We start from the raw sequence: 20,295 nt of genomic DNA on the forward strand, positions 1-20,295 counted from the left end.
CTCTTCGCTCCCATCCTATAACACCCCATTATTCCCATGGCTGAGGAGGAATAGAGCGCGAGAATGTCAGAGGGACCAACTGCTGGATTGACCGGGCGGAGACTGTCTGAAAGCTCGGATGAATCCCGCCATGCGCCACCCGATCGTGATGTTCGATGATCAAATTGTAATCTGCAGAACAGAACATCCTGCACTTTGAGCACATATAAACCCGTTGAGCGTCTGGAAACACCACGGTGTTCTCATCCAGATTGATGAGGGCTTTCTCTGACCGTTGAGGATCATGGGCTCGCAGGAGGACATAGAAGTGCAGGCCGGGCTCAGGATCGGAGAACACAACCACCTGTCGGGGGAGTCCGTCTGCTCCCTCAATGCGCTCCAGACGTCCCCACCCAGCGACGCAGCGTATCCAGCACCCCGGGTAAGCAATCACAGGAACTCGCTCAGGATCGCGACGCCGCAGCTGCTCCAGCAAGCTTTGGGCCGCGGGATCAGGCAGGATGTTCACAAGCGCCTCTAGGCTCTGCGGGAGGTGCTCCTGGATCAAGCTTGTGGCCTCCTCATGAGAGAGTAGGCCTTCCTTCAAGCAGCGAACGATCGTCTGAACACCGCTGACTAGATCCGTCTCTATCGACCACTTCATAATATAAAAGCGCAGTTGCTTATCACCCGCGCCTGTGAAGCGACGGATCAGACTTGTCATGTCTCCGCCACACTCCTGTAGCCATTGGGCTATGACCTGAGCGCCGCTGGGGTCTTTCCGCATGATCAGCTGTTTCCCGGCTTGAAAGCGCGTCTGCTCATCATCCACTTCCATAAGAAGCTTGCAGGTCTCAGTCGGCCAGAGGGAAGGCGAGGGCAAGCCAGCAAGGTATTCCCGATACAGGCTTTTGGGCAACTCCCCGCGATGGAACGTGTCCAACATCCGCTGAATTCGCGATGCCGCAGCCATTTTCACCCGCAGCGGGCCCTCCAGGTCGGGATCCCCTACGACTTCACGCACCAAGGCCAGGATGTGCGCGATCTCCGCCTCATCCAGGTGCTCAAAGCACCATTGGAAGGCTTTCCGGGCCAGCCCCTCCTGGCCTGCATCCCGGCGGATACAGGCAGCCTCCAGAGCCAAGAGAAATGAGAGCCCATCTCGGGCAGCCCGGTGGCGCAGTTCGTGCAACCGTTTCATCACCGCATCACGGGGAATAAGCACTGAACGGACCGTTGGGGAAGTCGGGCTCGGTCGGTTTGGCGAAGCTGCCGTCCAAGGGTCCTGGACGCTGAACTCCACCAGGTATCTTCCCGGGACCAGCTGGGCAGCCGGGAACGCACAGACATATTCGTCCTGTGCCTTGTCCGGGATGGGGATTTCCATGGGCGGCTCCCATGGACGCCAGACCGGCCACAGGCGGACCAAGCGATGACGAACTCGAAAGGAAGCCTCCCAGCGGAGACGGAGGTATATGGTATCCATGATCTGCGCGCTCTCTATCTCTTTCCACTGGGCGACGAAGCGGCGGGCGACCTGAAGGGTGGGATAGGAGACCTCGCCCCGCCCGGGGAGTCCCTGCATGACGAGATGAAAGACGAAGGATAGACCAGCGGACTGGCGGAGGGTGTCCAGGAAGGCGGCCAGGTCAAATCGGAGGTGGGGTTGCCCCGCGCGCCAGCGGCCTTCCCGCTCCTGGAGCACCGTCCCGTCTTCATCCTGGAGGGAGAGGCGCACCGTGAGGTTTCCGACCGTGCCGCCGAAGAGGTCCACCAGGAGAAGCGGTTCCCGGGCCTGTTCCAGGGCGTCCAGGGGGAGGCGCAGTGAGGTGGTCCGCCACTCCGGTATCCCTGCGTGCTCCCGACCGAGGACGAGCATCCAGCGGAGGCGGCGGATGGGCACGGAGAGGGGCACATAGACAGCGTCGCCCCTGTCGGTGGGGCGGACGAAGCGGAGGGGGAAGTCCGCGCGGGCGACTCCGGCCGTCACTTCGTAGAGCCGCCGTCCGTTTTCCTCCACCATCAAGTCCACCCGACAGTGGTTTGTGCCGGGCTGCAGGGTCAGCGTAGTCTGGGTATCGGTCTCCACTAGAAGGCGAGCTTCCTCCATCGCTTCCGGCAGGTAGAGCGTGTCGTGTCCGGCGATTCCCAGCACGGGGAGGATGCGGAAGGCCAGGTTAGCCTTGTGCCCCAGAGGCCCCCGCACTTTCACCTGGTACGTCCCCATTGGTTCCTCGCCCAGCCACTCCCGCAGGTCCAGAACGGCAACGCCGTCTTCTACATCTACATCCTGCTGGAGGTCGGCTAAGGTGAACGAAACCTGAACAGGCGGTAGAGCAGGCCCTTCGTTCCGGATCTCCACATACCAGCGGTGCAGGCGGGGAGTGGGTGGGAGCGGAATGCGCAGGGAGGGAGGAACTCCCACGTAGAAGGGGGGCCGGTCATCGTCTATGGGCAGGCGCCGGCCTCCCACCAGTGCGGGCTGGTCCTCCGGCCCCAGGCCCAGGACGGTGTATTCCCGCACCGGCTGGTTCCCGCGGCGCACGGTCAGGCGCCGGGCCTGGCTCAGGTCCACCTCCTCGCCGATGTAATCGCACCACTCTCCCGGCATCCGGGGGAATTCCTCGGTGACCTGGAGGCTCTCCGGGGGGTCCGTCTCCAGGACGACGTCGGGAGGACGCAGAACCCACAGCCGTCCTGCGGGAAGGGTGTCCTGGGGGAGAAGTTGCCGACCGTCCTTCGGGTCAAACCACAGCAGTGGACTCTCCTCCCGAAGGCCCGGGATCCACCATTCCCGTTGAACCTCTTGAGGGAACCTCTCGTCCTCTTCCACCCGGGCAAACGCCAGGGCCACCCGGTATTCCGGCGCCGGACCGGGCAGGGGGAAATCGCAGGGAACGGTTTTCCAGTCCGGTTCGTCCTTTCGGACGTCCACCCCGATTTTCGTGGGACTATCCAGGAAGATCAGCCAGAGGGCCTTCATATCCGCCCCAGCACCGGGTACGGGCTGGGAGGGGAGGCGCAGGGCAGGTCCCCAGCCCCAGGGGTCCAGGAAGAGCACCGGGCTGCGGTAGATGGCCCGCCGCCGGAGGGAAGGCCGGGCCCGGCCCTCCAGCCAGTCCTGGTATCCCTTCACAACGCGGGGGGGAAGCCCCAACGCTTCCGGGGAAGGAATCTCCCCCCGCTCTTCCCAGGCCAGGGCCATCTCCCGGCAGCGCTCCACGAAGTCGACCGCCGGCTGACCGCCGTATTGCAGGAAGCGCAGGACCGGCTTGTCGGTCAGGAAGGTCACGCTGGCCTGGAGGAGACGGCGCTGGATGAATTCTTCCACGGACAGGGAGGCATACTCGGGACGGGTGACTAGCGGCCGAAGGAAATGGTCAAAGAAGTCCGCCAAGCAGTAGTCGGGGATGCCCCCATGGGCCAGGATGGGCCCGATGTAGCGGGGGCCACCCAGAGGCGGGAATTGGACCACAGGCAGTTTCTGCACAATCTCTTCAAAGAGTTGCCCCCACTGGAGGGCCTGGGTTGGGGGAATGGAAAGGCCGGTGGCCTCTCGAATGGCCGACCAGAAATCTCCCGCCTCATAGCCCCGAGCCCCCTGCGCGACCATGAATACGGCATACGAACAGGGATACTGTTCCCGCAGGAGGCGCGCGGCCTGCGTCCACCCTTTCCGGCGCACCAGGTCCCCGATCAGCTGTCCAAGAAGACGGACTTCATCCTCTGAGAGAGGCACCTCCCCCAGCAGATCCACTTCCATGACCTGAGGACGCAGTCGTTCCTCCCATTTATCCAGCTGATCCATGATCATCCCTTTCCATTGATTGCGGGACCATGCCCGATTCACGCCCGGTGTCCTGCTTAAGGATCAGACGCCGGACGGGCTGTGAAGGACACTCAACTGAAAGCAAATACAAGCATCGTATCAGAAGAGGATCCGGATCTCTTCCCTGCGCAGGAGCTCCGCCCATCGCTCTGGATGCAAAGTGTGCACCGGGAGCAGATGGCGGGGCCGGAGACGGCGGACCAGCCTCGCCAGATCCTCCTCCGGAGCGTGGCCGGAAGTGTGATAGGGATTGTCCACCTCCAGGGGATCTGCTGGAAGACCCCGGAGGCTCTCCGGAAGAAGGCGGAAGTTCAACTCGGAAAGCCACCGCATCAGGATCCGGAGATCCAGGATCTGCTCGTCATCCGCCCAGTAGCTGTTGCTGAAGATGTAGAGGCCCTCCGGCTCTGGGCCGATGTGCAGCCTCAGGTCCAGGAGACGGTTGATCTCATAGAAGCCGAAGGCCAGAAGGAAGCTCCCCGGCGCTTGGGCCACCTCCTCGATGGTCACACCCCGGAGGCCGGGCGCCTCCTCCCAGAGCCGCTCCTCCCACCCGCGCACCTGCGCCTTCGTCTCCCGAAGGACTCGAACGCTTCTCCGCACATCCTCATAATGGGGATCCACATCCGACAGCGCCCACAGCAGATACGCGTCCTTCGACGTCACTACCAGCTCCCGACCCAGATCCCGGGCCACCTCCAGACAGGACTCCAGGCGCTCCACATTGCGCGGGGCGAAGTCCACCGCCACCGGAGCCCCCGGATGCCGCCGGATCTCCTCGTGCAGCGCCTCCTTCACCTCTTCCTCGGTGCGGGCGCTCCCGGGCCGCCCCAAGCGGGTCCCCTCCACAATCAAAAGGAAGACCTTCTCTTCCTCCAGCGCCCGCAGGAACGCCTCCGTGCGGGAACCCGCCCGGCCGTGGAACCGCAGATCCCCCGTGTAGACCACCAGGCCCTCCGCCGTCTCCACAACGAAGGCCACCGTCCCCGGCACAGAGTGGTCCACCGGGAACGCCTGCGCCCGAAAGCCTCCCACCCGGAAAGGGAGATCCACCGCCTCCCAGGGATGACCTTCCAAGCGTTTCGTTTTGGCCGGGGAGAGCTCATGGAATCCCTGCGGCAGCCCCCTCAAGCAACGATACGGCCGTCGGAGGTAGGAGGCCCGAGCATCCGCCTTCAGGACGCCCTCTTCGTTCACCCGTCGCAGGCTGAGGTAAACTCCTTCTCCGTCCAGCCCCGCCTGGGCCGTGTCCTGCATGGCCTTCAGGATGGCGGCGGTCTCCGGCGTCGTGTAGATGGGAAGGTCGGCCCGCAGGTAAGCGATGGCCCCCGAGTGATCCAGATGGGCGTGGGAGAGCAGAAGCCCCTGGATATGCCCGGCGTCCGGCGCGCCGTCCAGCAGCCCCCGCTCCAGGTCTGTGGGAAAGAGGGTGTCGTCCCGGCCATCCCGATAGAGCCCTCTCAGACGGGGAAGAAGCCCCAGGGCCAGCAGGTCCCGCAGGCCGAGGGCGCTCCGGGGAGCCAGGAACTCGGTGAAGTATTCCTTCCAGCGGCCGAAGGGACGCCCGAAATCCAGGAGGATGGCCTCGCCGCCGGCCTCCAGGAGCAGCTGGTTGCCGCCGATCTCCCCCCAGCCGCCGAAGACATGAACGCGAAGCCCGCCCACCGCAAAGGATCTCATCGGGCACCTCCCCGGATCCGAGCATGCGTTCTCATTCAGCCCCTCCCCTAAACCGCGTGGCTCATCACGCCTTGCCCTCAACTTCAGGAGGCGTATTGCCTAAGAGGCGGTCAAGGGTTTTCTCCACGCTTTGCACCGCCTTCAGAGCGGCCTCCCGCTGACTACTCGCCGCTTCGATTTCATTTCTCATATTCTCCAAATTCCGACGAGCCTTGCGTAGCGCGTCGAGGGCGCTTGCAAGCTCCCGGATGTCGGTCGAACGAACTGAAATCCCCAGGCGCTGAGCGATCAGATAGAGGCTAAGGACGAAAGGAACCAGCAGGCTGTAGGGCACTACAACGACTTGATGTTTGCTGGCCACTTCCCGAACCGCGGATCGGCACATGGCATAGACAGAGTCCGGGACCGCCGCAATCCCGAACCCTGGGACTTGCGGATCGCTCAGGTATTTAACGATCTTCTGCGCCTGCTCTTTGATGTTCTTCCGAATCTTTTGGGAATTCTTCGGGTCCACTTCATGGTCCTGCTCAGCCAGAATCTCGGCACCGACGAACTTGCTGTCCAGGGGGACGAGATAGCCACCCGGCAACACCACGGCGAATTCCACCACCCCTTCCCCCAGCTGGACGTTCCGCCGCACCCATTCCTCTGGGAACATGCTGAGGAGCTCCTCCACAATGCGCTCCCCCGCAGCGCCTCCTCGGCGTCCCAGCAGGATGGCGCTGATCCGATCGATCTCTTCTTCGATGCGGGCGATCTGATCCTCCGAAGCGGACCGCAGCTTTTCCTCCAGACGGGCGAGGCTTTTCAGGGTCTCCTCAATCTGCCGGGTGACCTGCTGATACACCGTGTCCGACAGGAAGCCGTGCACGTTCTTCAAATTCTCGTTCAGCCGCGTAAGGTCTTCCCGGGCCTGATCCAGCCGGGCATGGAGGTCAGGGAAATGAGCCAGGCTTTCCGTCTTCCGGTGGACCTCCTCCACGTGCTCTTTCAGGCCCTGGAGCTCGCGGAGCAGATGGTGGTTGGAGCGTGCGGCCAGCATCACGGCCATAACCATCCCTCCGATAAACGCCAGGGCCACAGCGAGGATCAGAACCATCAGCAACTCGGCCGGGACATTCATGGGGACCTCCCGGACAGGCGGGCTGAAGCGGGTTCAGGTCGTAAGAGAATGAAACTTGAGGGGAAAAAAGGGAGGCCGCCAAGTAGGGAGCCCACCTCATGTGGAGACTGGGTGGGGAGCGCGCTGAGGCATCCTCCCCGAATCGGGGGATTCGATCTTCTTACGCACCCTTCCGGTCTCCTACCGGTCATGCTCGTTCTCTCCATCCGAAGGCCTTACGGGAGACCACAAGGCCCCAGGGACCAAAACCGGGCCCAGCTGGGAGAATCCAGCCGGGCGGCAGAGCGGGCGACGGGACTCGAACCCGCGGCCTCCTCCATGGCAGGGAGGCGCTCTACCGGCTGAGCTACGCCCGCATTTCGGGGTCCCCGTCCGGTCGAAGACCGGATGGGGGACTTGAGCGGAGGGGGCGGGATTCGAACCCGCGGTGAGCCTTCCAGGGCCCACAGGTGATTTCGAGTCACCCGCCTTCGTCCACTCGGCCACCCCTCCGTCCTCTATTATAGCGCAGGCCCCTCCATGCGCGCCCCTCCACCGACCCCCGGAGGGCCCTTCCCGCCCCTTCCGCTTCGATCCTCTTTCCCCCTGGCACGGCCTGTGCTACAACAGAACCGCACGAGGCGGACAACCCGAACGATTCGTGGCGCACCTTCAGGCCATCCGATCCGGGAGGGGAGATCCATGATCGCCGGCGTGGAGCTGAAGGAGCTCATCACCCACGTCGATGACCGCGGGTTCTTCCGGGAGATCCTGCGGGTCACCGACCCCATCTTCGCTGAAGGGTTCGCCCAGTGGAGCCACTCCCTGATGTATCCCGGCGTCATCAAGGCCTGGCACATCCACTGGAAGCAGACGGACTGGTGGTATGTGGCCTCTGGCACCCTCAAGGTCGCCCTTCACGACCTGCGGCCGGACTCCCCCACCTACCGCCGGACGATGGAGCTCTACCTGGGCGATCACGCCCCTCCGCGGGTGCTGAAGATCCCCCCCGGGGTAGCCCACGGCTGCAAGGTGGTCAGCCCCACCCCCGTCCACCTGTTCTACATCACCTCCCGCACCTACGATCCGTCCGACGAGGGCCGCATCCCCCACGACGACCCCGCCATCGGCTACGACTGGCTGGCCCCGCCGCCCATCCGCTGAAGGCCCGCTGGAGATCGGGGAGCGCACCCCATGCCCCTCCGCAACCTGGTGATCACCGGCTTCGTCGGAACCGGAAAGACCACTGTGGCCCGGATCCTGGCCCGGCGCCTGGGACGCCCCTTCCTGGATTTCGATGAGGAGATCGCCCGCCGCGCCGGACGCTCCATCCCCGAGATCTTCGATCAGGACGGCGAGGCGGCCTTCCGGGCCATGGAGGCCGCCCTCTGCCGGGAATGGTCCACCCCCCGGGGATGGGTCCTGGCCACCGGCGGGGGGACCTGCCTCCACCCCGCCAACCGGGCTGCCCTGGCCGCCGGAGGCCATCTCTTCTTCCTGTATGCGGACCTCAACGAAGTTGCCCGGCGGCTGGCCGACGCCACCGATCGCCCCCTCCTCCGGCTCCGGCCCGGGGAAACCCTCCTCGAGCGCCTGCAGGCCCTCTGGAACGCCCGGGAGGCTGCCTACCGGGCCATCCCCCACTGGGTGGATACCACCGGCCGCTCCCCCGAAGCGGTGGCCGAGGAGATCCTCCAGCGCCTGCATGAGCTCGAAAGGACCGACGACGATGATCCGCACCGAGGACCTGACCCGACGCTATAACGGCACCCTCGCCCTGGACCGGCTCACCATGGAGGTCCGGGAAGGGGAACTCCTGGCCCTCCTGGGCCCCAACGGCGCCGGCAAAACCACCACCCTCCGCCTGCTCCTCGGTTTGATTTCTCCAACATCCGGGCGCATCTGGATCGCCGGGGAGCCGATGACCCCGGCCCGACACGACCTGCGTCGACGGATCGGCTATCTCCCGGAGACCCCCGGGTTCTGGGAGCGGCTCTCCGCCCTCCAGAACCTGGAGATCTACGCCCGGCTCTACGGCGTCCCGGATCCCCGGCGTCGGGCCATGGCCCTGCTGGAGACGTTCGGCCTGGCGGAGCGGGCCCGGGAGGCCGTAGCCACGTTCTCCAAGGGGATGCGCCAGCGCCTGGCCCTCGCCCGCGCCCTGCTCCCGCATCCACCTATCCTCCTCCTCGATGAGCCCACCGCCGGCCTGGACCCTGAGGCCGCCCGGGAGGTTCGGGAGCTCCTGCAACGCTTGAAAGGCGAGGGGCGCACCATCCTCCTCTGCACCCACGACCTGGAGGAGGCAGAGCGCCTGGGGGACCGGGTGGCCATCCTGCGCACCCGCTTGCTGGCCCTCGACACCCCCGCCCGGCTCCGGGCCCGGTGGTCGGGCGCGGCGGTGGCCATCGAGGTGGCCGATGACCCCGCCCGCTACCTTCCGGTGGTCCAGAGCCAGCCCGGGGTGCAGACCGCCAGGCTCCAGGGGGCTCGGATCGAAGCCCGTGTCACGGATCCCCGGGCTGTCACCCCCCATCTGGTCCGGCGGCTGGTGGAGGCGGGGGCCCCCATCTTGCGCGTGACCCCGGTGGAGGCTTCTCTGGAGGAGATCTACCTGCGGATCGTGCGCGGAGAGCCGGAGCTCCCCGACACGCCTTGAAGGAGGCCTTCGATGGCGTGGTCCCGGATCGCAGCGATCGCTGAGAAAGAAGCGCACGAAGCTCTTCGCAATCGTTACGTGCTGATGCTGCTCATCACCCTGCCGATCGCCTTCGCCGCCCTCCCGGTCGTGAGCCTGCTCAGCATCCGAGGGCTCCCGGCTTCGCCGCCCTCTGAGACCTCCCGCGGGCTGCCTCCGGCCCTGGCCCGACGGCTGGCCGGCCTCTCCCCCCGGGAGCAACTGGAGGTCTTCCTGACCTCTCAGTTCATGCTCATCCTCTGGATCGCCCCCCTGGCCCTCCCGATGACCATCGCCACCTACAGCGTGGTCGGGGAGAAGCGGGAGAAAGCCCTGGAGCCCCTGCTGGCGACCCCTATCACCACCGTGGAACTGTTAGCCGGGAAGGCCCTCGCCGCCGCCGCCCCGGGGATCGCCCTCAGCGGGCTGACCTACCTGCTCATGGTGGGAGCCGCCGGGATCATCGGCCTCTCCGCCCCCGCCTTCCGGGTCCTTTGGGGTCCCACCGCCTGGCTCCAGGTCCTCGGGATCAGCCCGCTGCTCACCCTGCTAGCCACCCTGCTGGGGCTGAGCGTCTCCTCCCGGGTCAACGACCCCCGCCTGGCTGAGCAGATCGGCATGATCGTGGTCCTCCCCCTCCTGGGGCTGATCATCGCCCAGAGCATGGGGGTTCTGTGGCTGAGCGGGACCCTGCTCCTGGGGGTGGCCCTCTTCCTGCTAACAGCCGATGGGCTCCTCCTCGCTCTGGCGGTGGCCCTCTTCGAGCGGGAGACCATCCTCACCCGATGGCGCTGAGGGTCAAGAGGTTTCACGTGAAACATCACGGCCAGAACACGTGGGGCGACCCATCGATCGAGAGATCCCCCAGGCGGGCCTGGCGGAGGGCCTCGAAGCGAGCCTGACACTCCTCCAGGGTGTCGCCCCCCAGCTTCTCCAGCAGGGCGTCGGCCAGGACGAAGGCCATCATCGCCTCCACGATGGGACAGGCGCGAGGGACCGGACAGAAGTCGGACCGCTCGTAGCGGGTCTCCGTCGGCTGGCCGGTGGAGAGGTCCACGGAGGGCTGGGGCGTGAGGGTGGTGGCAATAGGCTTGATGGCCACACGGGCCACAATCGGGGCCCCGTTGGAGATCCCCCCTTCGATCCCCCCGGCGCGGTTGGTGCGGCGGACCAGGCGGTCCCCTTCCCGGAAGATCGGGTCGTGGGCCTCCGTGCCCCGTCGGGCCGCCAGGGCAAACCCCTCCCCGATCTCCACCCCCTTAACCGCTGGGATGCTCCCCAGCGCCATCATCAACCGGGCGCTCAGCCGACGGTCCCAGTGCACATGGGAGCCCAGCCCCGGCGGCACCCCCAGGGCCACCCCCTCGATGACCCCGCCCAACGTGTCCCGCTCCTGCATGGCCGCCTCGACCGCCGCCCGCATGCGGGCCGAGGCCTCCAGATCGGGACAGCGCACCGGGTCCGCCTCCGCCCGCTCGAACCGGGCTTCATAGGGAAGATCCTCCGAGAGGGCCGCCCGGACCGGCCCGATCTGGACCACGTAGCTGCCGACCGTGATCCCGAAGGCCTTCAGGAACTGCTTGCACAGCGCCCCCACCGCTACCCGGGCGGCCGTCTCCCGGGCGGAGGCCCGCTCCAGGCCCGGACGGAGGTCCCGGTAGCCGTACTTGACCGCCGCCGCCAGATCCACGTGGCCCGGCCGGGGGACGGTCATCGGCGCCACCGCCCGCCCCCGCCATTTGGCGTGATCCCGGTTCTCGATCTGGAGGGCGATGGGGGCCCCCGTGGTCCTCCCCTCCAGGACCCCGCTTAGGAGGACCACTCGATCTTCCTCGATCTTCATTCGAGGCCCCGCCCCCAGGCCGCGCTGCCGTCGGGCCAGCTCCCGGTTCACCGCCTCCACATCCACCGGAAGGCCGGCCGGGAGGCCCTCCAAGATGGCCACCAGGGCCGGCCCATGGGATTCGCCGGCCGTGAGAAACCGCAAGGGCACGCCTATTCACCCCCCGCCCGAGAATCTAATACGATTTGGGGGACGCCCGCGGGCGTCCCCCGAACCCGATGTCGCATCCCGCTTCCTCACCCGCCCGGGCCTTTCACCCTTTAGCGACCCGGAGCACGCCCAGGAGGAGGGACATCCCGTCGATGGTGGCCCGCTCCACCGCCTCCGCCGCCGGGGGCGGCGCCATGGGGAGGAGCTGCTCCGACAGGGTCTCCGCCTGGATGTAATCGGCGTGGGCCGCGATGGCCTCCGCCAGCTTCGGATCCGCCTGATAGTAAGTCACGATGCGGTCGGCCACGTCGAAATCGGCTCGCTTGCGCAGCTCCTGGATCCGCCGCACCACCTCCCGGGCCAGCCCCTCCTTCCGCAACACGTCGGTGAGCTCCGTCCACACCGCCGCCACGTAGTCGTTCTCCGCCACGAAGACCCACCCCGGCTTCGGTCGGTAACGGACCTCCAGGTCCTCCGACCCCACGTCCACGACCTCCCCGTCCACTTGCACGGCCACCGTCTCCCCCCGCTGCAGCGCCCGGAGGATCGTCCGGGCGGGCAGCCCGGCCAGGGCCTCCTGCACCAGCGGGAACCGCGCCCCCAGCCGCGGGCCCAGCCGGTCCGGCCGGACCCGGATCTCAGGATCGGCGACCTCCGTGAGGTCCGCGATGAAAGTCAGCTCCTTGATGTTCAACTCGTCCAGGAGGATATCCGCCAGGCGGCGCACCGCCTCCGCCTCCTCCGGGCTCCGCACCCGGAAGGCGATCCGGGCCAGGGGCTGGCGCACCCGGATCCGGGCGGCGTTGCGGGCCGCCAGGCCCATGCTGGCCAGCCGCATCACCAGCCGCATCTCCGCCCGCAGCCGCTCGTCCACCCGCGACGGGTCCGGCTCCGGCCAGCGGGAGAGATGGACGCTCTCCGGGGCCTCAGGGTTCACCCGCGCCACCAGGTTGCGGTAGAGGGCCTCGGCGGTGAAGGGGATGAAGGGCGCCAGCAGATGGCTCAGGGTCACCAGGCACTCGTAGAGGGTATGATAGACCGCCGCCTTGTCGACGTCGTTCTCGTTCTTCCAGAACCGGCGCCGGCTGCGGCGCACGTACCAGTTGGAGAGATCGTCCACGAAGGCCGCGATCCGCCGGCCGGCCGTCGTCGGATCGTAGTTCTCCAGGGCCTCCGTGACCTCCTGGATCAGGGCGTGCAGCTCCGCCAGGATCCAGCGGTCCAGGGGCGGGCGCTCGGCCACCGGCGGCGCCGGGACCGCCCGGGGATCGAAGCCGTCCAGCCGGGCGTAGGTCACGAAGAACCGATAGGTGTTCCACAGGGTCAGCAGGAAGGTCCGCACCACATCCCCGACCAGGTTGACCGAGATGCGGCGCTCCTGGCCCGGCGGCGACACGGTGTAGAAATACCAGCGCAGGGCGTCCGCCCCGTGGACGTGGATGACCTCCCAGGGATCCACCACATTGCCTCGGGACTTGGACATCTTCTGGCCCTTCTCGTCCAGGACCAGGCCCAGCGAGATCACGTTCTTGAAGGCCACCGAGTCGAAGAGCAGCGTGGCGATGGCGTGCAGGGAGTAGAACCAGCCCCGGGTTTGATCCACCCCCTCGCAGATGAAATCGGCCGGGAACTGCTCCCGGAAAAGCTCCTGGTTCTCGAAGGGGTAGTGCCACTGGGCCACCGGCATGGCCCCGGAATCAAACCAGACGTCGATGACCTCGGGCACCCGCTGCATCAGCTCCCCGCACCGCCCACAACGATAGCGCACCTCATCCACATACGGCTTGTGCGGATCCCAGGGCTCCGGCCAGCGGAAGCCTGCCGCCTCCACCTTCTCGCGCAGCTCGGCGTAGGAGCCGATGCACTCCCGGTGGCCACAGCGGGCGCACTCCCAGATGGGCAGCGGGATGCCCCAGTAGCGCTCCCGGCTGAGGGCCCAGTCCACGTTGTTCTCCAGCCAGTTGCCGAACCGCCCCTCGCCGATCTGAGGCGGATACCAGCGGATGGTCTTGTTCAAGGCCACCAGGCGGTCCTTGAAGCGCGTGGTCTCGATGAACCAGGAGGTCCGGGCGTAATACAAAAGCGGCGTCCCGCACCGCCAGCAGAAGGGATAGGTATGCAGATATGTCCCTGCGAAATACAACAGCCCTCGCCGCCGGAGGTCCTCGATGATGAGAGGATCCGCGTCCTTGACGAACATCCCCCGCCAGGGCGTCACCTCGTCGATGAACCGGCCCCGCGGGTCCACCGTGACCAGCACCGGCAACCCGTGCTCCCGACCCAGCTGCATATCCTCCGCGCCGAAGGCCGGGGCGATGTGCACGATCCCCGTCCCCTCCTCCAGGCTGACGAAGGGGGCCGTGACCACGTAGTGCGCCTCTTTCTCAATGGGGAGGAAGGTGTAGAGCGGGCGGTAGCGCAGGCCGGCCAGCTCCCGCCCGGGCATCCGGGCCACCACCCGATAATCCCCCTGCAGCGCCTGCTCCAGGAGGGCCTCGGCCAGGATCAGACGCTCGACCTCGCCGTCTCGCTCCTGCTCCACCATCGCGTAGGTCGCCTCCGGATGGACGGCGAGGGCCGCGTTGCCCGGCAGCGTCCACGGCGTGGTGGTCCAGACCAGGAAATACGTCCCCTCCTCCTCCCGCAGCGGGAACTTCACGTACACCGAGGGGTCCTCCGTGTCCTCCCGATAGCCCAAAGCCACCTCGTGGTCGGAGAGGGGGGTGCCGCACCGCGGGCAGTAGGGGACCACCTTGTAGCTCTGATAGAGCAGCCCTCGATCCCAGAACTGACGCAGGATCCACCAGACCGACTCGATGTATTCGTTGCTCAGGGTAATGTAGGCGTCCTTCAGGTCGATCCAGAAGGCGATGCGCTCCGTGAGGGTCTCCCATTCCTTCACGTAGCGGAACACGCTTTCCTTGCAGCGCTGGTTGAACGCCGCCACCCCGTAGCGCTCGATGTCCGCCTTCGAGGTGAAGCCGAGCTCCTTCTCCACCTCCAGCTCCACCGGCAGCCCGTGGGTATCCCACCCGCCCCGGCGGAGGCAGTAATACCCCCGCATCGTCTTATAGCGCGGGAACAGATCCTTGAAAGCCCGGGCCAGCACGTGATGGATGCCCGGCAGGCCGTTGGCCGTGGGCGGCCCCTCATAGAACACATACCGCGGCCCGCCCTTCGTCTGCTCCATCGAGCGCTCAAAGATCCGCTTCTCTTTCCAGAAAGCCAGGATTTGCTCCTCTAATTGCGGGAAATTCGCACGAGCCGGAACCGGTTCGAACATGATCACCTCCCGAATTCGATCTTCTGATTTCAGAAAGTCGCGCGCCTTTCACCCTGCGGCGGTCGGTGGGATCCTTACGGGCTGGGATCGAGGGCGATCTCGATGCGCTTGTTGATCCGCCCTTTGCTTTTGTAATCCACGATGCGGATCCGCCCGACCTCCCGAGTATTGGCCACGTGGGTCCCTCCATCCGCCTGGATGTCCAGCCCTTCGATCTCCACGATCCGCACGGTTCGGATCTCCGGAGGCAGGAGATTGGCCTTCGTGCGGATCAGGTCCGGGTGGCGGTCGACCTCCTCCCGGGGCATGAAGAAGACCCGCACCGGGCGGGCAGCGGCCACCTCCGCGTTCACCTTCTCCTCGATCTCCCGGACCAGCTCCCCGCGCAGGGTTTCGAATTCGAAGTCCATGCGGCCGCGCAGGGGCTCCATGTTCCCACCGGTGACCTTGGCCCCGTAGTCCCGCCAGACCACGCCGCACAGGATGTGGAGGGCCGTGTGGGTGCGCATCAGGGCGTAGCGGCGCTCCCAGTCGATCTCCCCGCGCACCGTCTCCCCGACGGGCGGGGGCGCTCCCTCCACCTCGTGCCAGACCAGCGAGCCCGCGCGGCGGACGGCGGTCACGCGCCAGGTGCGGACGCCATCGGTCAGCCATCCCACATCGTGGGGCTGGCCGCCGCCCCCCGGATAGAAAGCCGTGGCGTCCAGTGCCACCGCTGTTCCCTCCACCGCCACCACCGTCGCCTCGAAGGTCCGCTGATAGGCGTCCGTGAGGTAGAGCAATCGGGTCTCCATCGGAGGATCCCTCCTTAATCATGAAACAAAATCGGCCCTCGCCCCGGAGGGACGAGAGCCGACGGCTCCCGCGGTACCACCCTGCTTCCCGGCTGCGCCGGGCCGCTCCTGACGGGGACAGGTCGGATCCGCCGTCCGATCCCCGCGCCCTGGATAACGGGAGGCGAACCCCGGGTGAGCCTACTGACCCGCCGGATCGCGGGCGTTCGGTCACCGGCTCGGGAGGGATCTTCAGCCCGGCGTCGGCATCCGGCTCCCACCGCCCCGGACTCGCTGAGCCCGACGGCCCGGGCCTACTCGTCTCCGTCATCGCCGTTGCCCGGATTCGGTTGTTCGAAATCCGCTGATCCGAGCGCTTTGGAAACACTATAGCGGGATCGGAAGGAGTTGTCAACCACGTATGGCCGCCGAGCACCGCTCGGAACCCGGGAGGCCGTGGCCCGCGCGGATCCCGTATCGAACGGTTGGTCTGGAGGTTGCGGAGCTCCGCCGCTGGGGATGGCCATGCGGCTGCGGATCGACATCGCAGATCGCGACGCCCATGCGACCACAGGGAGTTGCCCCTCCGGCGGGTTCCGGGGTAAGGTTGAGTGAACATCCGTGGATCACCCGCGGGTGGGGCCTCTGCCTTCCATAGGCGGGTTGGCCCATCCCGCACCGGAGGAGAGCCAGCGATGATCCCAGCGGGACCTGAAACCTCCCTTCGCCTGAACACAGAGATCGATGCGCTGTGCGTGCACGCCATCCGGGCCCTGGTGATGGATGCGGTGGAGCAGGCCCGCTCGGGCCACCCCGGCATGCCCATGGGGATGGCTGACGCTGCGTACGTGCTGTGGCGCTATGTTATGCGCCACAACCCCCGCAACCCCCTCTGGCCGAACCGGGACCGCTTGGTCCTCTCCGCCGGGCACGGCTCGATGCTGTTGTATGCCCTGCTCCACCTCTCCGGCTACGATATGCCGATGGAGGAGATCCGCCGCTTCCGCCAGTGGGGGAGCATCACCCCGGGCCATCCGGAATACGATCCCCACCGAGGCGTCGAGACCACCACCGGCCCCCTCGGCCAGGGGTTCGCCAACGCCGTGGGGATGGCCCTGGCCGCCCGCATGCTCGCCGAGCGCTTCAACCGACCCGGCTTCCCCATCGTGGACCACTTCGTTTACGTCATCGCCTCGGACGGCGATCTGATGGAGGGCATCTCCCACGAGGCCGCCTCCCTGGCCGGCCACTGGGGGCTCGGGAACCTCATCGTCCTCTACGACGACAACGAGGTCTCTATCGACGGTCCCACGGACCTGGCGTTCACCGAGGACGTGGCGATGCGCTTCCGGGCCTACGGATGGCACGTGCTGGACCTCGACGGCCACGACCGGGAGGCAGTGGCCCAGGCCCTGGCCGAGGCCCGACAGGTGAGCGATCGCCCCTCCCTGCTGATCTGCCACACCCACCTCGCTTACGGCAGCCCCAATAAACAGGACCGGGCGGAGGCGCACGGGGCGCCCCTGGGGGCCGAGGAGGTGCGACGGACCAAGGAGCGGATGGGCTGGCCCGTTGAACCTCCCTTCTACGTCCCGGAGGCGGTCTACACCCATATGCGCAGGCTGATCGAAGAAGGCGCCCGCTGGGAGGCGGAGTGGCGCGCCCGCTTCGAGGCGTATGCTGCGGCTTATCCGGACCTCGCCGCGGAGTGGGCGCGCTGGTGGCAAGGGGAGCTCCCCGAGGGCTGGGAGGAGGCGGTCCCCACCTTCCCACCTTCGGCGGACGGGATGGCCACGCGCGCCGCCTCCGGCAAAGTGCTCAACGCCCTGGCCCGGGTCATCCCGAACCTGGTGGGAGGCAGCGCGGACCTGATGGAATCCACCCAGACGTATCTTCACGGCTTCCCGGCGGTCGCCCGCGGCCGCTTCGAGGGGCGGAACATCCACTTCGGCGTGCGGGAGCACGCCATGGGGGGCATCCTCAACGGCATGAGCCTGTATGGCCCCTTCCGGGTCTACGGAGGCACCTTCCTGGTGTTCAGCGACTACATGCGGCCCGCCATCCGGTTGGCGGCGATGATGCGCCGGTCGGTGATCTACGTGTTCACCCACGACAGCATCGCCGTGGGCGAGGATGGACCTACCCACCAGCCGGTGGAGCACCTCACCGCCCTGCGGGCCATCCCGAACCTGTGGGTGATCCGGCCGGCGGACGCCAACGAGGTGGCCGAGGCCTGGAAAGTGGCCCTGCGGCGGCGCGACGGGCCGGTGGCCCTGATCCTCACCCGCCAGAAGGTGCCGGTGCTGGACCGGAGCGTCCTGGCCCCCGCCTCCGAGCTGGCCCGGGGAGGCTACGTCCTGGCCGAGGCCGGAGGCGGGAAGCCTGACCTGATCCTCATCGCCACCGGCTCGGAGGTCGCCCTGGCCCTGGCCGCCCGGGAGCAGCTGGAGGCCCAGGGGATCCCCACCCGGGTGGTGAGCATGCCGTGCGTGGAGCTCTTCGAGGCCCAGCCGGAGGCCTATCGGCAGGCCGTGCTGCCGCCGGGGATCCCCCGCCTGGCCATCGAGGCCGGGATCCCATGGGGATGGTATCGTTACGCCCAGGCCGTCGTCGGGCTGGAGCGTTTCGGCGCCTCCGCCCCTTATCCCGAGGTCTACCAGCGCCTGGGCTTCACCGTCGAGCGGGTGGTGGAGGAAGCCCTGCAGCTGCTCGGGCGTGGAGGGGCGCCCGGCTCCGGATAGGATGGGCTTCAGCCCCGAACTTTGCTCTCCTTCGCGCTGAACCGGATCGCCGGAGTCGCAACGGAAGACGGGCCTTCGGATGGGGGACGAAAGGGGCTCTTAATCCATCGCCGGGGCCGGGACCTCCTCCAGGAAGAGCTCATCCGCGTCCTCATCGTAGGCGAAGAGCTCGGCGTAACGGCCCCAGTGGATGGCGATGTCCAGCTGACGCTCCGCCTCCTCCGGAGTGAAGTCCAGCTGGAGCTGCTCCCGGAAGTAGTCCGCGCTGACCCGTCCGTCGTCGTCGGCGTGAAGGGTCTCGTAAATCCAGCGGATGATGGGCAGGCGCAGGAGGCGGCCGGCAACGATCTCTTTGCGGGCCAGGATGCTGGCCTCGGCGAAGGCCTCCCCCAGGGGGGTGAGGGTGATGTCCCCCTCCGCCACCTTCACGAATCCCAGCAGCTCCGCCGCCTCCACGATGGTCAGCATGTCGTCCAGCTCGTAGCGCAGCTCCTCCGCCAGGCGATAGAGGTCCGCCCAGCCCCCTTCCTCCAGCAGCTTCTCCGTCAAGCCAGCCACCGCGTTGATGCGGGCCTCGGGCATCCGGTAGGCCCGGCCCGGCTCCCCCGGCCGCTTCCCGGGCACCTGCTCCTCCGTCCGCCCGGCGATGGTGGCGTAGACCCGATCCACCATGGCCTGGAAATACGCATCCTTGCGGCGGCGGGGATGGGGCAGCCGGACCTCCAGCTCGGCGATGACCCGGCCCGGGTCCTTGTCCATCAGGATCAGGCGATCGGCCATCCACACCGCCTCTTCGATGTTATGGGTGACCAGCAGGATGGCCTGGATGGGCAGGCGCTTGGAAAGCCACAGCTCCATCAGCTCGCCCCGGAGCGCCTCCGCCGACAGCACGTCCAGGGCCGAGAAGGGCTCATCCATGCACAGGAGCTCCGGCTCCGCCGCCAGGGCCCGGGCGAACCCGACCTTCTGGCGCATCCCGCCCGAGAGCTCCCGGGGGTAGGCGTGCTCGAAGCCATCCAGACCGACCATGTCGATCAGCTGCAGGGCCCGCTCCCGGCGCTGCGCGGGGGGAACCCCCCGGGCCTTCAAGGCCAGCTCCACGTTGCCCAGCACGGTGAGCCAGGGGTAGAGGGCGAAGGTCTGGAAGACGATGGTGGCATAGGGGTTGATGCCCCGCAGGGGCTGACCCCGGTAGCGGATCTCTCCCTCGCTGGGCTGGGCCAGGCCGGTGATCATCCGCAACAGCGTGGATTTGCCGCAGCCGGAGGGACCCAGGAGGGCCACGAACTCCCCAGGGCGGATCTCAAAAGAGACCCGCTCCACCGCCACCACCTGACGGGGCGGCCGCCCATAGATCTTGGAGACGTTCCGCACCTCTACCAGCGGTCCGGTCCCCCCCATCGCGCCCTCCGGAGGACGAAGTCAACAGCCTGCGCCCCGCCCATTATAGCGCAGCGAAGGCGGCTTCCCCGGATTTCCCATTTGAGTGGAGCGGAGAAAACCGGAGAGATCCGGATCGCTTCGCCCGGACCTTGCCATGGGGAAAGGATGGGGATATAATCCCCTGGTGGAACGACGGGGCGTGGCGCAGCCAGGTGAGCGCGCGTGGATCGGGACCACGAGGTCGGCGGTTCAAATCCGCCCGCCCCGACAAGGCCGGTGGAAGAGGTTCCTTCCGCCGGCCTTTTGAATTACCTCGGGGATCTCCGAGAGCGCTCCAGGGCCCGCAGGGCCAGCCAGGCTCCGATCAGGACCCCCAGGGCCAGATACAGCCAGGGGCTCTCCAGGAAGCGGGTCCATGACACCGTCGCGGCGGCCGGGGAAGGGGAAGGAGCCCCCACCGCCGGGATGAACACGTGATAGGGGGAAGGCGGGGGCGTAGGGGATAACCCCGTGGATCCCGCGATGCCACCGCTCAGGAGATCGCTCAGCAGATGCGCCAGGACGGACAAGGGCCCTCCCTCAACGCCACACGAAGCGCGGCAGGCGCTCGATATCCTCCCGACGGACCCGCAAGCGGATCCCCTCGCCATCCACCTGCTCCACGTAGGCGATCGGAATGCTGATCTCCTGATAGAGGATCACCGGCTCCCGCCAGACCAGATGGGTGGGACGCCCGGACACCGGGTCGACCAGCACCTCGGCCACCGTCCCCAGCACGCCGTCCGCACAGATCAAGGATTTCCCGGCGAGATCCTGCGTAGAGACCGTCATGGCGTTCAACCTCCCAGGTCCGGC

At 67.0% G+C, this 20,295-nt stretch carries 14 protein-coding genes and 3 tRNA genes; 6 read left to right on the forward strand and 11 right to left on the reverse strand.

The window, feature by feature from the left end:
• Positions 1–28: 28 nt before the first annotated feature.
• The 5 genes from CFB18_RS02820 to CFB18_RS02840 all read right to left on the reverse strand — a co-directional run bounded on the left by CFB18_RS02820 (position 29) and on the right by CFB18_RS02840 (position 7,103).
• Positions 29–3,787 (reverse strand): hypothetical protein, encoded by a 3,759-nt coding sequence (locus CFB18_RS02820; RefSeq protein ID WP_143597493.1) that lies wholly within the window; start codon positions 3,785–3,787, stop codon positions 29–31.
• 120 nt (positions 3,788–3,907) lie between these two features.
• Positions 3,908–5,488, reverse strand: coding sequence for a ribonuclease J (locus CFB18_RS02825; RefSeq protein WP_088570298.1), 1,581 nt, complete (start codon positions 5,486–5,488; stop codon positions 3,908–3,910).
• Positions 5,489–5,552: 64 nt separating this feature from the next.
• Positions 5,553–6,611, reverse strand: a complete 1,059-nt coding sequence (gene rmuC / locus CFB18_RS02830; RefSeq protein WP_088570299.1) for a DNA recombination protein RmuC — start codon at positions 6,609–6,611, stop codon at positions 5,553–5,555.
• A gap of 283 nt (positions 6,612–6,894) precedes the next feature.
• Positions 6,895–6,967, reverse strand: a tRNA-Gly gene (locus CFB18_RS02835).
• Positions 6,968–7,012: 45 nt separating this feature from the next.
• A tRNA-Ser gene (locus tag CFB18_RS02840) sits at positions 7,013–7,103 on the reverse strand.
• Between the two features lie 189 nt (positions 7,104–7,292).
• Between CFB18_RS02840 and CFB18_RS02845 the strand changes: the two genes are divergently transcribed.
• The 4 genes from CFB18_RS02845 to CFB18_RS02860 are packed head-to-tail and all read left to right on the forward strand — an operon-like array spanning position 7,293 to position 10,062.
• Complete coding sequence (locus CFB18_RS02845; RefSeq protein WP_088570300.1) at positions 7,293–7,754, forward strand: dTDP-4-dehydrorhamnose 3,5-epimerase family protein; 462 nt, start codon at positions 7,293–7,295, stop codon at positions 7,752–7,754.
• Between the two features lie 30 nt (positions 7,755–7,784).
• Positions 7,785–8,354, forward strand: coding sequence for a shikimate kinase (locus CFB18_RS02850; protein WP_088570301.1), 570 nt, complete (start codon positions 7,785–7,787; stop codon positions 8,352–8,354).
• Positions 8,320–9,249 (forward strand): ABC transporter ATP-binding protein, encoded by a 930-nt coding sequence (locus tag CFB18_RS02855; RefSeq protein WP_159461537.1) that lies wholly within the window; start codon positions 8,320–8,322, stop codon positions 9,247–9,249. The genes CFB18_RS02850 and CFB18_RS02855 overlap by 35 nt, the downstream gene beginning before the upstream one ends.
• Before the next feature lie 12 nt (positions 9,250–9,261).
• Positions 9,262–10,062 (forward strand): ABC transporter permease, encoded by an 801-nt coding sequence (locus CFB18_RS02860; RefSeq protein ID WP_088570303.1) that lies wholly within the window; start codon positions 9,262–9,264, stop codon positions 10,060–10,062.
• A 25-nt stretch (positions 10,063–10,087) separates the two neighbouring features.
• Here CFB18_RS02860 and aroC read toward each other — a convergent pair whose 3' ends face one another.
• The 3 genes from aroC to CFB18_RS02875 all read right to left on the reverse strand — a co-directional run bounded on the left by aroC (position 10,088) and on the right by CFB18_RS02875 (position 15,337).
• Complete coding sequence (gene aroC, locus CFB18_RS02865; protein WP_088570331.1) at positions 10,088–11,254, reverse strand: chorismate synthase; 1,167 nt, start codon at positions 11,252–11,254, stop codon at positions 10,088–10,090.
• A 109-nt stretch (positions 11,255–11,363) separates the two neighbouring features.
• Positions 11,364–14,543, reverse strand: a complete 3,180-nt coding sequence (gene ileS / locus CFB18_RS02870; RefSeq protein WP_088570304.1) for an isoleucine--tRNA ligase — start codon at positions 14,541–14,543, stop codon at positions 11,364–11,366.
• Positions 14,544–14,617: 74 nt separating this feature from the next.
• Entirely contained in the window at positions 14,618–15,337 is a 720-nt protein-coding gene (locus CFB18_RS02875; RefSeq protein ID WP_088570305.1) for an alanyl-tRNA editing protein, read from the reverse strand.
• A 674-nt stretch (positions 15,338–16,011) separates the two neighbouring features.
• On the opposite strand from CFB18_RS02875, the gene tkt reads away from it, so the two are divergent.
• Positions 16,012–18,057, forward strand: coding sequence for a transketolase (gene tkt, locus CFB18_RS02880; RefSeq protein WP_088570306.1), 2,046 nt, complete (start codon positions 16,012–16,014; stop codon positions 18,055–18,057).
• Positions 18,058–18,156: 99 nt separating this feature from the next.
• Here tkt and CFB18_RS02885 read toward each other — a convergent pair whose 3' ends face one another.
• A complete protein-coding gene (locus CFB18_RS02885; RefSeq protein ID WP_088570307.1) occupies positions 18,157–19,458 on the reverse strand; it encodes an ABC transporter ATP-binding protein in 1,302 nt (433 codons plus the stop codon).
• 175 nt (positions 19,459–19,633) lie between these two features.
• Between CFB18_RS02885 and CFB18_RS02890 the strand changes: the two genes are divergently transcribed.
• A tRNA-Pro gene (locus CFB18_RS02890) sits at positions 19,634–19,708 on the forward strand.
• A gap of 40 nt (positions 19,709–19,748) precedes the next feature.
• On the opposite strand, the gene CFB18_RS02895 is transcribed toward CFB18_RS02890, so the two are convergent.
• Both CFB18_RS02895 and CFB18_RS02900 read right to left on the reverse strand, forming a co-directional pair.
• Positions 19,749–20,009, reverse strand: a complete 261-nt coding sequence (locus CFB18_RS02895) for a hypothetical protein (RefSeq protein WP_088570308.1) — start codon at positions 20,007–20,009, stop codon at positions 19,749–19,751.
• Between the two features lie 10 nt (positions 20,010–20,019).
• Positions 20,020–20,271 carry a hypothetical protein gene (locus CFB18_RS02900; RefSeq protein WP_088570309.1) on the reverse strand — a complete coding sequence of 84 codons (252 nt, stop codon included), beginning with the start codon at positions 20,269–20,271 and terminating at the stop codon, positions 20,020–20,022.
• Between the last annotated feature and the right edge of the window lie 24 nt (positions 20,272–20,295).

Origin of the sequence: Thermoflexus hugenholtzii JAD2, from assembly GCF_900187885.1 — a bacterium.
GTDB lineage: Bacteria > Chloroflexota > Anaerolineae > Thermoflexales > Thermoflexaceae > Thermoflexus > Thermoflexus hugenholtzii.

Excerpts from the sequence above, each read along its gene's own strand:
- CFB18_RS02860 (WP_088570303.1), top strand. The coding sequence starts at position 9,262 with ATGGCGTGGTCCCGGATCGCAGCGATCGCTGAGAAAGAAGCGCACGAA.
- CFB18_RS02845 (WP_088570300.1), top strand. The coding sequence starts at position 7,293 with ATGATCGCCGGCGTGGAGCTGAAGGAGCTCATCACCCACGTCGATGAC.
- CFB18_RS02820 (WP_143597493.1), bottom strand. The coding sequence starts at position 3,787 with ATGGATCAGCTGGATAAATGGGAGGAACGACTGCGTCCTCAGGTCATG.
- CFB18_RS02885 (WP_088570307.1), bottom strand. The coding sequence starts at position 19,458 with ATGGGGGGGACCGGACCGCTGGTAGAGGTGCGGAACGTCTCCAAGATC.
- CFB18_RS02850 (WP_088570301.1), top strand. The coding sequence starts at position 7,785 with ATGCCCCTCCGCAACCTGGTGATCACCGGCTTCGTCGGAACCGGAAAG.
- CFB18_RS02855 (WP_159461537.1), top strand. The coding sequence starts at position 8,320 with ATGATCCGCACCGAGGACCTGACCCGACGCTATAACGGCACCCTCGCC.
- CFB18_RS02900 (WP_088570309.1), bottom strand. The coding sequence starts at position 20,271 with ATGACGGTCTCTACGCAGGATCTCGCCGGGAAATCCTTGATCTGTGCG.
- CFB18_RS02875 (WP_088570305.1), bottom strand. The coding sequence starts at position 15,337 with ATGGAGACCCGATTGCTCTACCTCACGGACGCCTATCAGCGGACCTTC.
- tkt (WP_088570306.1), top strand. The coding sequence starts at position 16,012 with ATGATCCCAGCGGGACCTGAAACCTCCCTTCGCCTGAACACAGAGATC.
- ileS (WP_088570304.1), bottom strand. The coding sequence starts at position 14,543 with ATGTTCGAACCGGTTCCGGCTCGTGCGAATTTCCCGCAATTAGAGGAG.
- rmuC (WP_088570299.1), bottom strand. The coding sequence starts at position 6,611 with ATGAATGTCCCGGCCGAGTTGCTGATGGTTCTGATCCTCGCTGTGGCC.
- CFB18_RS02825 (WP_088570298.1), bottom strand. The coding sequence starts at position 5,488 with ATGAGATCCTTTGCGGTGGGCGGGCTTCGCGTTCATGTCTTCGGCGGC.